This is a genomic window from Weissella kandleri (assembly GCF_045504165.1).
Lineage (GTDB): Bacteria > Bacillota > Bacilli > Lactobacillales > Lactobacillaceae > Weissella > Weissella kandleri_A.
On record NZ_JBJJNY010000017.1, the window covers coordinates 1 to 13,366 of the forward strand.

Below are 13,366 nucleotides of genomic sequence, written 5' to 3' on the forward strand. Positions count from 1 at the left end.
GAAAACCCCGAAAGTTACTTTAACTTTCGGGGTACGCCACATAGAATGAGCTTTTTCCATGTGACATAACACTTGGTAATATGAACCCCTGAGTTTTTGCCATACGATCCACAAGGCCTCTTCAAGTGGTGCTTTGCCTATATTTATAAATAGTTCTTCCTCATAAACTTTCAAAACATGGTATAACATTATTATATTTCCGAAAGAGTATGCTTAAATAGACGTTTCAAATCAATATTTTTAAGCATTTATTTTTCATTATTTCGAATTGCTTTGTCATATTCTGACATTGCTAGAACCTCATCCAAACTAATATTTAACATATTAGTAAATAAATTCATGCTTTCTGATGTCGGCATATATTTACGATTCTCATAGTTAGAAAAGGTACTCTGCGGAATACCAGTAGCTTTTGCTGCATCGTTCAAAGAATATGAACGGCTATGTCGCCAGTGAAACATTGCATTGGCTAATGATTTATATTGCATCCAGATAGTCGCCCTTCTCCCAGCGTTCTGGGTATATTAAACAAAAAAATAGTGCCAATAAGAGAACTTTTAATCCTCTTATTAACACCATTTGTATTAGTGAGTTTTAACGTTTAAATTTTAAAAACTAATTAGAACCCAAGCCTATAATTGATCTAACGCTGCCGTAATTGATTGATCGCCTTGATGCATCGTAATCGTCTTCTGAATAGTATTATCATGCTGTACCAAATCCGCTAAGACTTGTGCAACCGTCGCAATCGTATTTTTACCCGCTTGGTTGGTCATAAATTCAACACCAGTGACCGGACCATCTTCAACTAAGATACCTGGCTGTAAAATAGTATAATCTAACGCCGTCTTTTCTTGAAGCCACCGATCGGCATAGAATTTCGCAATTTGATAATTCGTCAAATCATCGCGATAGCCACCCCACTCTGCTTGACGATCTGCTTTATATGAGCTTAATTGAATATACCGTTTGATGCCCAATTGCTCTAAGGCCGTCATTAACTTCACCGCCCCATTTAGATCAACTTGTAATAAAGCTTTTCCCCGTGATCCCGCTACAAAATAAGCGGCATCAAAATCACCCAACTGTTGAATCTTTTGTGCAATTTCATCCACGGTTGTATACATTAAATCTAATACTGGTAAATCAGCAGGACCTGGATGACTCTGTGTTCCAACTACTTGATGCCCAGCTTGAGTTAAAATATGTGACAAATTTTGTCCCACACGTCCACTAGCACCAACAACTAATATTTGCATCACTTGACCTCCATAATTCTCGTATTACTTTCTCTAAACGCCTTTAAGATAAGCTTATTTAGCAAGAAAGTCAAGCCGATCGTACAAATCTCATTGATAAAAATTGCTGTTACCCCAACACCATTAATGTGGTTGTGCTTTTGTATCCGAACGTCCTGGCAATAAAGCATTCAAACTCACCGCTAATACAGCAGTCACCACTACGGCATTTTGAACCACAATCTTAACAAGTATTGGCAGATGTTGGAAAATTTGCGGATAAATTGCTACACCTAACCCAGCGCCAATTGTCACCGCCGCAATCATTAAATTACGTTCCTGTGTAAAATCAACGGTATGCATAATCATCATCCCCTGCACCCCAATATTTCCAAATAAAATTAACATGGCTCCGCCTAATGCTGGTGCTGGAATAATGGTTGCCAACGCCCCAAACTTAGGTAACATCCCGATTAAAATTAATAATCCGGCCGCCGCATAAATGGGTTTCTTTGAGCGGACCCCAGATAGCTGTACAACTCCAACGTTTTGTGAAAACGTTGAATAAGGAAATGTATTAAAAATTCCAGAGAGAATGACAGCAAGTCCCTCTGATCGATAACCGTTTGCTAAACGTTTTTCAGTTAAGTCCGTCCCGGTTAACTCAGCCACCGCAAAATAGACCCCCGTTGATTCAATCATCGATGTTAACGCGATAATCATCATCGTAATGCTAGAAGCTAAGTGAAAGGTCGGCATGCCCATAAAGAAAGGCCGTGGTAAATGAAACCAGCTGGCTGTCAGCACTGCATCAATGGAAACTTGACCTAAACAAGCGGCGTATCCAGTACCAACAATAATTCCCAGTAACAAAGCAATCGACTTAATAAAACCTCGCGCCCAAATATTTAAAATCATAATCGTTAAGATGGTCACTCCCGCAATTGACAAGGCGGTCAAATTTCCGAAATTTGAGGCGGTCACAGCACTATCTCCACCAATTTTCGCTACTGCTACAGGAATCAATGATAACCCAATGACCGTAATCAAAGCCCCCGTCACCACGGGTGGGAAGTAATCCTTTAAGCGTGCAAACAACCCCGCAATCAAGAACACAAAGATTCCTGCTACAATGGTCGCTCCATACATCGCACCGACACCCAAAGTCCCACCAATATTAATTAAAGGAGTCACTGATTGAATCGCTGATCCTAAAACCACTGGCATCGCAACTCCCGTCAAACGTGTGGTCTTTAACTGTAATAATGTTCCAATCCCCGTCATAAAGATATCAACTGATATTAAATAAGTCATTTGCTGTGGGGTAAAATGCAACGCAGCACCAATTAATAAGGGAACTAACACCCCTCCGGCATACATTGCTAATACATGCTGGAGACCTAAAATGGTGGTTTGGAAGAAATTGACTGGTTCTGACTCTGGCTTCATGAAAAGCTCCTTATCCTGAATGCCTAGGATTTCATCAGATCAAGCCATTCCGCTCTCAAAGATAAAAACACACCCAAACAAAGAATGGGTGTGTTTAAAAATCATTTAGTAGTCCGCTCTTTGGTGCGGGTAGAAACTCATCAGCCATTCTCCAATGATTATACTAAACATTCACAATTTATTTTTTACTATTGTACCGAACCTGCCGCTTATTAGCAAGCATATAAAAAGACCATTTCAAGAATGGTCTTTTGGGATTAACTTAATTATTATTTGAAGAAAAGGCAAATAACCGTAAAATGTACGTAAATAAGTTAATGAAGTCAATATACAAGTTCAACGCCCCCATCACAGCTAAACCTTGCTCTGCTTGCGCACTACCGGCTACTTGAGCATACATTCCCTTTAAGTTATTCATGTCGTAGGCGGTAATAATCGCAAAGACAATTACACCGACAACTGATAGACCTAGATACAAAACAGTTCCGCCTATAAAGAGGTTCAAAAGTCCACCGATAATCAATGCGAAGACAGCTCCAAATAGAATTGTCCCCAACTTTGACATATCGCGTTTAGTTGTCACACCGTACAAAGCCATCCCAGCAAACAAAGCCGCTGTAGTAACGAAAGCTAAAATAATTGACTTAGGTTGTAAAAACATTACGAGACTAGTAAAGAAAAGCCCCATTACAATACTATACGCCAGCATTAGGCCAAAGGCTTTGCCCGGATTTTGCATGGCTGAACGTGAAGCAACCCATACGATGCCCATTAATACCGCAAATAAAATCAAAGTTGTTACTAAATTCCCCGTTAAGGCTAATGTTTGCATGGGAAACATGGTCACACATACGAAAGTGGTTAAGGCTGTTAACAGCAAGGCCAGCCCCATATAACTATATACTTTTAAGAAAAACGCATTTAATCCCGAACGATCCGGATTAATCATTCGCGTTTGGCGTGAATTTAAATTATCCATCCTCAATTTTCTCCTTCTCTTTTACTAGATATCACTATAGCATAACAAGCTTAAAATAAACCGAATTTATTGGAGATTCATCGTCGTATTTGCCAAAATCTTTTCATAAGCAAACTCTGTATTTTGAACATCCCCGGCACCCATGAAGACTACCACAGGAGCCTGATCATATTGCATCAAAGGTGCCACATTCTCAGGTGAGATAATGCCGCCGAATTTATTAATCTTAGATCCCAGGTCGGCAGATGAAATGTTACCATGCTCTTCTCGCGCTGATGCAAAGATTTCAGTTAAATAAACTTGATCGGCTAAATCAAGGGACTGCGCAAATTCATCTAAGTACGCAATCGTCCGCGAAAAAGTATGTGGCTGAAAGACCGCAATTAATTGCCGATCCGGGAATTTTTGGCGCGCCGCATCTAAAGTCGCTTGAATTTCTGAAGGGTGATGCGCATAATCATCAATAATTGTAACATCCCCGACCATCTTTTCAGTAAACCGGCGCTTAACTCCTTGGAAACTCATTAATTCCTTTTTCAACAGCGTCAAATCAACTTCTTCGACATAGGCCACCGCGATGACCGCCAAGGCATTCAAAATTCCATGCTTACCAAACAATGGCACTTTAAAATTACCTAACAATTCGCCCTTAAAGTAGGCATCAAAACTTGAACCTTGTGTAGAACGCTTAATATTTTCTGCCACAAAATCATCTTTATCAGCATCGACACCATAATAATAAACCGGCGTATCAGTGGTTAACTTCCGAAGCATCGGGTCATCACCCCACGCAAAGATTCCTTTTTGCACGTTATGCCCAAAATCATCAAATGCATCAAAAACATCCTGAATATCATGATAATAATCTGGATGATCAAAATCAATATTAGTCATAATCGCATAATCAGGTGTGTAATCTTTAAAATGCCTCCGATATTCATCCGCTTCAAAAGCAAAGAAGCGTGCATCAGGGACACCTTTTCCCGTTCCATCCCCAATTAAATATGAAGTTGGCGCAATTCCTGATAAGACGTGGGCCAGCAAGCCAGTTGTTGACGTTTTACCATGCGCGCCAGCTACTCCAATAGAAGTATATTGCCGAATTAACTGCTCAACAATTTCAGGGTAAGTCAAAATTGTCACCGCATCCCCAAGAGCTAAGGCCGCAGCTACCTCAACTTGATCGTCTTCAAAGGCATTCCCCCGAATAATTACCATCCCCGACTGAATATTAGTGGCATCAAATTGGTAAATTGGAATTCCCGCTTGTTCCAATGGCTTTTGGGTAAAGGTATATTCGCCGATATCAGAACCCGCCACTTGATAACCTTGATCGTTTAAAATCAAGGCTAGTGAGCTCATTCCAGAACCTTTAATTCCAATAAAATAATATGTCTTATTCTTGTCCATGCTTTTGATCCTCTTATTGATTTTTTGTAAAATAATGCGATGGATTTTTATCTGAAACCGCATTTTCTTCTAAAACAATGGCCTCTAAATTAATTCCTTGCGGCTGGGTGGAGGCTTTTTTAGCTTTACCATGCCCATTAGCTTTGGTTGTCTTTTCATAAGTTGGCTGATTATTTAAAGACTCAGACTCAGCCAATTGAATATAACCCCGCGCCCGTTTTGCACTCAATAGCTGTTCCAAAACGCCATCATAATTAGGAAAATATTCATGATACCGTAAAACTGGTCGCTCTAACATCTACATCTGCCCTCCTATCATTTGTACTAATCAAAGAGGTGCTGAGCAGCGCTTGAATTAATATCAAAAGCGGTTCCGACTGGTGCAAAATCGTCTGGTAGAATCAAAGCTCCTTTAACTTGTGGCGCATTTGGTAACCGTAATTCGCGTCCTGAGACAATCATACCATCAGATGCAACTCCACGTAGCGCTCCAGGCCAAATTACCAGTCCAGAAGGCATCATGGCGCCCACCAAAGCGACTACTACTTTAATCCCCGCTTGCATATTAGGCGAGCCTGAGACGATTTGCACCGTTTGATTATCACCAATTTGCGTATTCGTAACTTGTAGATGGTCTGAATCAGGATGCTTAGTTGCTGACTCAACATAACCCACTACAAACTTTGGCGTTAAATCGGCTTCTAAAATAACCGTAAAGCCCTGTTCCTGTAAGGCCTGATTAAGCTGTGCAATTTGCTTTTCATCCAATTGAATTTGACCTGCTGACCACTCAGTCACATCCAAAATTTTAGAAATCGCTAAAAAGTTCACCCCAACTAATGTTCCGTCCGGTTGGGTAATAACGGTAATATCACCGCGATTTTCGGCTTGGTCCGTGCGAGCCGATGGGGCGACCATTGCAATTAAAACATCGCCTAAAGCGGCTGGATTATAACTTGTAATTAACATTTTTAATCTCCATAGATAATATCATTGACTGTACTTGCATCTAAATTCAAAATTAACTTTTCTAATAATTGCTCTGCCGCTTGGAAATCAGCAATTGACCAAACTGTCTGGTGGGTATGGATGTACCGTGAAGCCACCCCTAAAGTTACAGCTGGAATTCCATTATTTTGAGACTGTGCGCCAGCAGCATCCGTACCACCATTTGGTACAAAATACTGCAATGGGATATGCTCATCACTTGCCATATCTAAAATAAATTCTTTCAACCGCCGAGGCATAATCACTCCTGGATCAACCACCCGTAAAATGGCCCCGTGATCCAATTGTCCTTGCCCTGTTTCCGTTGTTAAATCATCCGCTGTTGAACAATCCAACCCAAAGAACAAATCCGGTTGTAATTGATGTACAGCTGGCCCTACTCCGCGCAAACCAACTTCTTCTTGCACATTGGCCCCCATAATTAACGTATTAGGAATAGTTTGATTCTGAAGGCGTTCTAAAACATCTAAAATGGTGACAAGACCAAACCGGTTATCCCAACTCTTAGAGACCACCCGGTTAGGATTCGCCATCCGCACCGTCTTAACATCAGGCACAATAAAATCACCCGGGCGAACCCCGAGCTCTTCTGCTTCAACCGCCGAAGTAAAACCTCCATCAAATAAAATCTGATTCAAGGTTGGTACTTTTGATTCACCACTTTGACCTCGCAACAAGTGCGGCGCAACTGAAGATGAAACAATTGGATATTCATGATATCTAGTAAACAAGGTAAAGCGTTGAGCACTAACTACCGTCGCATTCCAGCCACCTAATGCCTTGACTTCTAGCAAGCCTCGTGGCGTAATTCGCTTAACAATAAATCCAACTTCATCAAAATGAGCGCCAAACATTACGCGCGGAGCGTTTAAATCATGATGATTAATCAAGCCGTATAACCCGCCTAGACCATTTTGAACAACTTCATCTACTAATGGCGTTAAATCTTCTCGAAAGGCTGCCCGAACTAAATTTTCTTGTCCAGATGTTCCTTGTAATTCAGTATACTTAACTATCCGGGCCCATTGTTCTTCATTCATTTTGATACCCACTTTCTTTCATCATTCTTAATTCTTATTAGTTTCATGGCGTTGGGGATTTAAAATATCACGGATTTGCGCTTCCATCATATTAATTGCAATTTGATTTTGTCCACCTTCTGGCACAATAACGTCGGCATAACGCTTGGTTGGCTCAACAAATCGATGGAACATAGGTTTAACCGTAGCTAAGTATTGTTCAACCACAGAATCAACTGAACGTCCCCGTTCTACGATATCGCGTTGCATGCGCCGAATAAATCGAATATCATCATCAGTATCAACGTAAACTTTAATATCAAACATTGACCGTAACTCAGGGTCCGTAAACAACAAAACTCCTTCAACAATAATCACGTCTGCGGGCTCCACCAAGACTGTTTCACTGGACCGCGTATACTTCACATAATCATATACAGGTTTTTGAATGGCCTGATGGTTTACTAATTGCTTTAATTGCATCACTAATAATTTTGTATCAAATGCATCAGGATGGTCATAATTAACTTGTTTTCTCTCATCCATCGACATATCTGATTGATCATTATAATACGCATCTTGTGGCAACATGATAACTGACTCACCAGCTAGATGTTCCATAATTTCCCGACTCACCGTCGTTTTACCTGATCCCGATCCTCCGGTTACTCCAATAATTACTGGCTGCTTTAATCCCATCATTCTCTCCTTATGTTATCACTATCCATTCATTGTATTTACAGTGGCAAGCGTACGTCAATAGTCGTTCCGACCCCGACTTGGCTTTTTAATGCAATCTGTCCGTCTAACTGTTGAATCAAATCATGAACAATTGCTAAACCTAAGCCAGTGCCCGGAATTTGATGATTACGCGCCCTATCGACCCGATAAAAACGATTAAAAATCAAATTTTGCTCTCCACTAGAAATTCCAATTCCAGTATCAGCCACTTGTATCATCAACCATTGTGCCTGTGCAGTTAATTTTACGCGTACTTCACCACCAGAAACATTATATTTAACAGCATTTGAAATTAAATTACTAATAATCTGGCGTAACGACGTTTCATTAAAAGGTAATGCTACTAACTTAGCAGGCACATCAACATCAATTTTTAAATGTAACTTTTTCAAATCCGTCCTTTGTTCCGCTAAAATATCTTGCACTAGCGCGCCCAAATCAATTTGTTGCATGGCACGAGGTAACTGGACTTGTGTATCCGTCTTGATAAGTGCCAAAATATCTTGGGTTAAATCCAGTAAGCGTTGTGTCTCTTGATTAATGATTGTTAAGAATTCTTGGCGCACCTTAGGGTCATCAGCGGCACCATCTAATAGTGTACTAGTAAACCCAATAATTGAAGTTAAGGGTGTTTTTAACTCATGTGAAGCATCTCCTAAGAATCGGCTCTGCATTTGTTGCATTTGAATTAATTCCGTCACGTCATATAAGAAGACTAATAATACCGTATCATGTTCGCTGATAACCTGTTGTTGCATTTGTACTTCAACATCATGCACCTGATTAGCAGCCGCCCAGCGCATTTGTTGTTGTAGACTGCCAGATTGATTTAAAGCTTGTTCAATCTGCAACATTAAATTATGCTGCGTTATAACATCATCAAAGTGCTTACCCTTCACCGTTAAGGAAAGCCCTAATAATTGAGCAGCTTGTCGATTTATATTAACAATTTGTCGTTTTCCGCTAATTTCTAACATCCCCACCGGCGCATTTTCCCAAAACGCTTGCAATACTTTTTCCATATGCTGGGCTTCTTGAACCGTCGCTTGGAGCTCAGTTTGAAAAGTGTTAATCGAATAAGCCAATGGAGCTAACGGATGATTAGGAGGTAAAAGAATTCCGTGCGGGGGCGCTTGTGATTGTATTTTCACCCGTATCGCTTTTTGCATCTGGCGATTAAAGCGTTCCAATTCTTGATTTCTACGATATTCGTAAACCATCAAAATCAAAGCTAAGAGCATTGTCGTTCCAACTAATACACCTACCCCCGCCCAACTCATTGACGGTAAAAGAGGGTTAAAAAGTATCCAAATTATAGCTGGTAGTCCTCCAGTCAAGCTCCACCAGCGACCGAATTGCTTAATATATTGCATTATTGATCTCATTTCTCATTTTTTATTTCAAAACGATATCCAACACCACGCACCGTCTTTAAAATTTGTGGGCTTTTCGGCTGGTCCTCTAACTTATCTCGTAAATTCGCAATATGCATATCAATCATTCGTGTATCTAAACCATCTACTTGAATTCCCCAAGCGCCGCGTGCAATTTCTGCCCGGCTCAAAACCCGATTAGCATGCTCAACCATATAAATTAATAGAGCTAATTCTTTCGGTGTTAAACGTAATAACTGATTTTGTTTATAAACCATCTGTTGCTTAACATCTATTTTTAAATGGCCCACTGTCAACCATTGCGTAGTTGCCATTTCTACATGCTGTTTTGAAATTGCTGAGTCTCTCGTTCGCCTTAATAATGAACGTACCCGTGCAATTAATTCGCGAGTTTTAAAAGGCTTGGGTAAATAATCATCTGCCCCAGCTTCCAAACCTTGCACTGTATCATTTTCACTATCAAGTGCTGTCAGCATTAAAATGGGAGTTAAATCACCTTGCGCGCGCAATTGCTGCGTCACCACAATGCCACTAACTTTAGGTAACATAATATCTAAAATAATGATATCAAATATTTGTTGACGGAGTTGCGCTAACGCTGTTTCGCCATCAATCGCCGTCATTACTTCGAACTGATTTTGTTCTAAATTATATTTAAGTAATGTTAAAATCGATGGTTCATCATCTACCACTAATATTTTAGCCATGCCTATGAGTTCCTCCTTAAGCACGATTAATATTATTCTACCAATAAATCACCGCCCTTAACAGAGCTTTAACCTTATTCAACTAAATTTTAATGGCTTTTATATATTTTCACCAATAAATTAAACAAATAAAAAAGAATCGACCTTAGGAAGTTCAATTCCACCTAAATCAATTCTGGATTTTAACTTTATAACTTCGTGAATTTTTAAAATTATTCAACGATTTTATTATAAAAAACAGATGGCACTGGTTCTGTTCCTTCAGAATCCAAGAAATATACACCAACACCATAACCGTCTCAAGCTAGTTATTAACAAATCATCATCCAAATAAACAACTTCCTGGATTATTTTTAATATATAAATCCAATGTTTTGCTTAATTTCTTAATCTCACCTACAATAAAAAATCATGTCTTCAATACAAATTTTTTACATTTTCGATTAAATTACACGTTGTTTTTGACGCCGAGTGAGGGCAAAAATACTCCAAATTCCAACCAACAACAACCCGCCAAAACCGTAAAGGATGGCACTACCTAATGGTTCGACCAGATAACCGACCAAAATCACAATTAACGGCACCCACAAATCGATTGAAAAGAAGGTAATACTCATCACACGGCCCAGGAACTCACGGCTGCTCGTCTGTTGATTGGTTGTATTCACCTTAACCGTCGTAGCTGCTCGGACGGCTCCTGAAAGGACGACGACTCCCGCCAAAACTGGTAAGGATGGAAAAATGGCCGCACACAGGTAGGCTATCCCTAATAAACTCAAATCAACATACAAGGTTTTAATCTGATTCAATTTAGGAATTCGTGACAAGATAAATCCCATCAACAAACCAGCGATGGCCGCAAAGGACAACATTTTTGAATACGATCCGGCCGAGCCGCCATAAACCTTTTGAATTAAATAAGGTGTAATGACTAAGAAACCTTCAAAAAAGAAATTGGACCACATTGCAATTAACATCGATTCTAATAACTGCGGGGTATTCAAAACATATTTACCACCAGCCACTATTCCACGCCACATAGGTTCTTTAACGCTCTGCACCGGGTCAGGACGATACTTTATCAATGCATTAATTCCCGCGGTCAAAATCAACAACCCACTATAAATCAACAAAAAGTCCCGCAAATTCATCCATTTAAACGCCATTAAGAAACCACCAGCTAATGGGCCTAAAGCTTGCCCAGTCGTAAATGCCATACTAATCATCGCGTTAACTCGTGGGACCCGTTCTGGCTTAATAACATCTGGCAACAAGGTCCGACCAGCCGGATACGCAAACGAAATATCGACATTCAACACTAAAGTAACTAAAAACAGTACCCAAATTTGCGGTTGGTCCGGATTTAGCACAAAGGCCAATGTCATAATCAATAATCCGCCTACTAAATCTGCCCCGGCTAAGAGATACTTACGATTATAACGATCCAATAAAATTCCAACGACCAAATCACACGCCATAAAAACCAAAAAACCAAAGCCAGTTAGCCAACCTAAAATTTTAGCATTACCAAAACTTGCAACTAAAAACCAATTTAACGCAAAATGATAAATTCCTTCCCCAAACACCGACGCAAAATTAGAACCTAATAACGGAACACTAAAATTTTGCTTCTCTACTTTTTCTACTTCAACCATCACACACTTCCTCGTATAAAACGACGGCCAACGCACCCGTTTCATTCACTCCGGATACATTGACCACAATTTATCATTATCATTTCAATACCAGATTATTCGGCCCCACGTGCCGTAAAGACAGCTCCAAAATTTTTAAACAAAACTATAAAATCAAACCATAAATTAGGATGATCCACATATTCTAATTCAATATCAGCTCGTTTTGGATATTGAATATCACTGCGCCCACTACCTTGCCACAAGCCCATTGCTCCCGGCCGTACAGACAAGAATTTGGCTACCCTTTCCGGGGTCTCGTATTCTTTTAATTCTGTCTCCACCACCGGCCGTGGACCAATAACAGTCATATCTCCAATTAGAATATTTAAAAATTGGGGTAATTCGTCAATACTTGTTCGTCGAATAAAAGCCCCAAATTTAGTAATCCGTGGATCTTCAGCTGTAGGTAATTTATAGCCATTTGCGACAAATTTAGCATATAAAGCCGGATTATCATATAACTTTTGTTCAGCGCCAACCACCATTGACCGAAATTTAAAAATATAAAAGGGTTTCCCCTGCTCACCAATCCGTTTCTGCCGATAAAAAATAGGTCCTTTATTTTCACCAAATGTATAAAACAACGTAATAATCAAAAAGAGCGGTGCTAAAATAATTAACGCAAACATTGATACTGAAATATCAACGAAACGCTTCGAAAAAATATACATTTTATTTCTCTGCATCATTTACTCCTTTCCCTTGATTTAATGCAAAACCTGCAATTGCTTCTTTTGAAAACTGCACTTGCACGTTTTGAACTTGATTAGTTAGACTACGCGGAATCAAAACCGTTACAAAACTGTCTTGTGTATCCCCCGGTTGAATCTCTTGATTAGCTAACCGCGCATCATTATCTAGCCCGCTCAACGTATTAGCTTCATAATCTTGGTTTAGCACCACCGCTTTAACCCCATCCGTCTGTAAAGGCTGATTACCAATATTTTTAATTTGATATTTGATAATTAAATTTTGATAATCACCTTGCACGTCACGTGAATTAAAAGCCATTTGGGCCATCCGCAACGCCTCATCCGTTTTTGGAGTATTCATTTGCCACTTCACTTGTTGTAAAGTATACTGCGCCTGCTGATCAACCACCGTTTGTCCAGCTAAATTTTGTAATGCCTTTAATTCTGTCCGATTGCCTGCCGGACTAATACTAAATTGACCGGGTTGCGTTAAATTACCCGAACTAACGTATTGCTTGGATTGCCGGTCTTGCTTACTAATTTTATAACGTCGTTGGTTATTTTTACCAATCGCCCCATCTTGAAGTGGCTTATCCTCATTTTTGATTGACCGTTCTTGTGCTGTTTGTTTAACTTGTTTTTGTCGGTCCAACAATAACCAACCGCCCATTAAAATCACGCCAAGTACTACAGCCGTTCCGCCAATCCACCAATATTTTATATTTTTTTGCATATCGTCTCCTAACCCAGGTACAATTGACGCCCTTGAATATGATAGCCAAAGACTAACTGTTTTTGATTTTCCCATTGAATTAATAGATTTCGTTCATTATTATCTGGCAAGCTGCGTAAATCAGCCAAAGTCAAACATCCATTGGGATGTGGCGTCAAGACAATTTGATCACTATAACCATTCATCATCAATAAAGGCAACGTTTGTTGATTAAATCGACTCCAAAGTTGGTAAGTCGCTGCCATATTTTGCGTGGCTTGCTTCAACTGTCCTAAGTTCATCTGATTCAATCCTCATTT

At 39.8% G+C, this 13,366-nt stretch carries 16 protein-coding genes and 1 riboswitch; all 16 genes read right to left on the bottom strand.

The window, feature by feature from the left end; translation table 11 throughout:
- Window positions 1-189: hypothetical protein (locus ACJQWY_RS06580; protein ID WP_407076937.1), on the bottom strand; the 189-nt coding region annotated here is incomplete at its 3' end.
- A 59-nt stretch (window positions 190-248) separates the two neighbouring features.
- A complete protein-coding gene (locus tag ACJQWY_RS06585) occupies window positions 249-488 on the bottom strand; it encodes a helix-turn-helix domain-containing protein (protein ID WP_407076938.1) in 240 nt (79 codons plus the stop codon).
- A gap of 144 nt (window positions 489-632) precedes the next feature.
- Entirely contained in the window at window positions 633-1,259 is a 627-nt protein-coding gene (locus tag ACJQWY_RS06590) for an NAD(P)H-binding protein (protein ID WP_407076939.1), read from the bottom strand.
- Between the two features lie 123 nt (window positions 1,260-1,382).
- Window positions 1,383-2,687, bottom strand: a complete 1,305-nt coding sequence (locus ACJQWY_RS06595) for a nucleobase:cation symporter-2 family protein (protein ID WP_407076940.1) — start codon at window positions 2,685-2,687, stop codon at window positions 1,383-1,385.
- 89 nt (window positions 2,688-2,776) lie between these two features.
- Window positions 2,777-2,873: riboswitch (purine riboswitch) on the bottom strand.
- 76 nt (window positions 2,874-2,949) lie between these two features.
- Complete coding sequence (locus ACJQWY_RS06600) at window positions 2,950-3,666, bottom strand: Bax inhibitor-1/YccA family protein (RefSeq protein ID WP_407076941.1); 717 nt, start codon at window positions 3,664-3,666, stop codon at window positions 2,950-2,952.
- Between the two features lie 66 nt (window positions 3,667-3,732).
- Window positions 3,733-5,076: a UDP-N-acetylmuramate--L-alanine ligase gene (gene murC, locus ACJQWY_RS06605; protein ID WP_407076942.1), complete on the bottom strand. Its 1,344-nt coding sequence runs from the start codon at window positions 5,074-5,076 to the stop codon at window positions 3,733-3,735.
- Between the two features lie 13 nt (window positions 5,077-5,089).
- Window positions 5,090-5,374 (bottom strand): hypothetical protein, encoded by a 285-nt coding sequence (locus tag ACJQWY_RS06610; protein WP_407076943.1) that lies wholly within the window; start codon window positions 5,372-5,374, stop codon window positions 5,090-5,092.
- Window positions 5,375-5,400: 26 nt separating this feature from the next.
- The gene (gene ytpR / locus ACJQWY_RS06615; RefSeq protein WP_407076944.1) at window positions 5,401-6,045 is read right to left on the bottom strand and encodes a YtpR family tRNA-binding protein; all 645 of its coding nucleotides are present in this window, start codon (window positions 6,043-6,045) and stop codon (window positions 5,401-5,403) included.
- A 2-nt stretch (window positions 6,046-6,047) separates the two neighbouring features.
- Window positions 6,048-7,124, bottom strand: coding sequence for a glutamyl aminopeptidase (gene pepA, locus ACJQWY_RS06620; RefSeq protein ID WP_407076945.1), 1,077 nt, complete (start codon window positions 7,122-7,124; stop codon window positions 6,048-6,050).
- A gap of 27 nt (window positions 7,125-7,151) precedes the next feature.
- Window positions 7,152-7,802 (bottom strand): uridine kinase, encoded by a 651-nt coding sequence (gene udk, locus ACJQWY_RS06625; RefSeq protein ID WP_407076946.1) that lies wholly within the window; start codon window positions 7,800-7,802, stop codon window positions 7,152-7,154.
- A gap of 38 nt (window positions 7,803-7,840) precedes the next feature.
- Entirely contained in the window at window positions 7,841-9,217 is a 1,377-nt protein-coding gene (locus tag ACJQWY_RS06630) for a sensor histidine kinase (protein WP_407076947.1), read from the bottom strand.
- Window positions 9,218-9,225: 8 nt separating this feature from the next.
- Window positions 9,226-9,945, bottom strand: coding sequence for a response regulator transcription factor (locus tag ACJQWY_RS06635; protein WP_407076948.1), 720 nt, complete (start codon window positions 9,943-9,945; stop codon window positions 9,226-9,228).
- Between the two features lie 443 nt (window positions 9,946-10,388).
- On the bottom strand, window positions 10,389-11,600 hold the full coding sequence (locus ACJQWY_RS06640) for an MFS transporter (RefSeq protein ID WP_407076949.1): 1,212 nt from the start codon (window positions 11,598-11,600) through the stop codon (window positions 10,389-10,391).
- A gap of 95 nt (window positions 11,601-11,695) precedes the next feature.
- Window positions 11,696-12,331 (bottom strand): sugar transferase, encoded by a 636-nt coding sequence (locus tag ACJQWY_RS06645; protein WP_407076950.1) that lies wholly within the window; start codon window positions 12,329-12,331, stop codon window positions 11,696-11,698.
- Window positions 12,315-13,067, bottom strand: coding sequence for a hypothetical protein (locus ACJQWY_RS06650; RefSeq protein ID WP_407076951.1), 753 nt, complete (start codon window positions 13,065-13,067; stop codon window positions 12,315-12,317). The genes ACJQWY_RS06645 and ACJQWY_RS06650 overlap by 17 nt, the downstream gene beginning before the upstream one ends.
- A gap of 8 nt (window positions 13,068-13,075) precedes the next feature.
- Window positions 13,076-13,348 (bottom strand): hypothetical protein, encoded by a 273-nt coding sequence (locus tag ACJQWY_RS06655; protein WP_407076952.1) that lies wholly within the window; start codon window positions 13,346-13,348, stop codon window positions 13,076-13,078.
- Between the last annotated feature and the right edge of the window lie 18 nt (window positions 13,349-13,366).

What these genes read in the sequence shown, in the direction of transcription:
- ACJQWY_RS06585 (WP_407076938.1), bottom strand. Translation starts at nt 488, where the DNA reads ATGCAATATAAATCATTAGCCAATGCAATGTTTCACTGGCGACATAGC.
- ACJQWY_RS06590 (WP_407076939.1), bottom strand. Translation starts at nt 1,259, where the DNA reads ATGCAAATATTAGTTGTTGGTGCTAGTGGACGTGTGGGACAAAATTTG.
- ACJQWY_RS06595 (WP_407076940.1), bottom strand. Translation starts at nt 2,687, where the DNA reads ATGAAGCCAGAGTCAGAACCAGTCAATTTCTTCCAAACCACCATTTTA.
- ACJQWY_RS06600 (WP_407076941.1), bottom strand. Translation starts at nt 3,666, where the DNA reads ATGGATAATTTAAATTCACGCCAAACGCGAATGATTAATCCGGATCGT.
- murC (WP_407076942.1), bottom strand. Translation starts at nt 5,076, where the DNA reads ATGGACAAGAATAAGACATATTATTTTATTGGAATTAAAGGTTCTGGA.
- ACJQWY_RS06610 (WP_407076943.1), bottom strand. Translation starts at nt 5,374, where the DNA reads ATGTTAGAGCGACCAGTTTTACGGTATCATGAATATTTTCCTAATTAT.
- ytpR (WP_407076944.1), bottom strand. Translation starts at nt 6,045, where the DNA reads ATGTTAATTACAAGTTATAATCCAGCCGCTTTAGGCGATGTTTTAATT.
- pepA (WP_407076945.1), bottom strand. Translation starts at nt 7,124, where the DNA reads ATGAATGAAGAACAATGGGCCCGGATAGTTAAGTATACTGAATTACAA.
- udk (WP_407076946.1), bottom strand. Translation starts at nt 7,802, where the DNA reads ATGGGATTAAAGCAGCCAGTAATTATTGGAGTAACCGGAGGATCGGGA.
- ACJQWY_RS06630 (WP_407076947.1), bottom strand. Translation starts at nt 9,217, where the DNA reads ATGCAATATATTAAGCAATTCGGTCGCTGGTGGAGCTTGACTGGAGGA.
- ACJQWY_RS06635 (WP_407076948.1), bottom strand. Translation starts at nt 9,945, where the DNA reads ATGGCTAAAATATTAGTGGTAGATGATGAACCATCGATTTTAACATTA.
- ACJQWY_RS06640 (WP_407076949.1), bottom strand. Translation starts at nt 11,600, where the DNA reads ATGGTTGAAGTAGAAAAAGTAGAGAAGCAAAATTTTAGTGTTCCGTTA.
- ACJQWY_RS06645 (WP_407076950.1), bottom strand. Translation starts at nt 12,331, where the DNA reads ATGATGCAGAGAAATAAAATGTATATTTTTTCGAAGCGTTTCGTTGAT.
- ACJQWY_RS06650 (WP_407076951.1), bottom strand. Translation starts at nt 13,067, where the DNA reads ATGCAAAAAAATATAAAATATTGGTGGATTGGCGGAACGGCTGTAGTA.
- ACJQWY_RS06655 (WP_407076952.1), bottom strand. Translation starts at nt 13,348, where the DNA reads ATGAACTTAGGACAGTTGAAGCAAGCCACGCAAAATATGGCAGCGACT.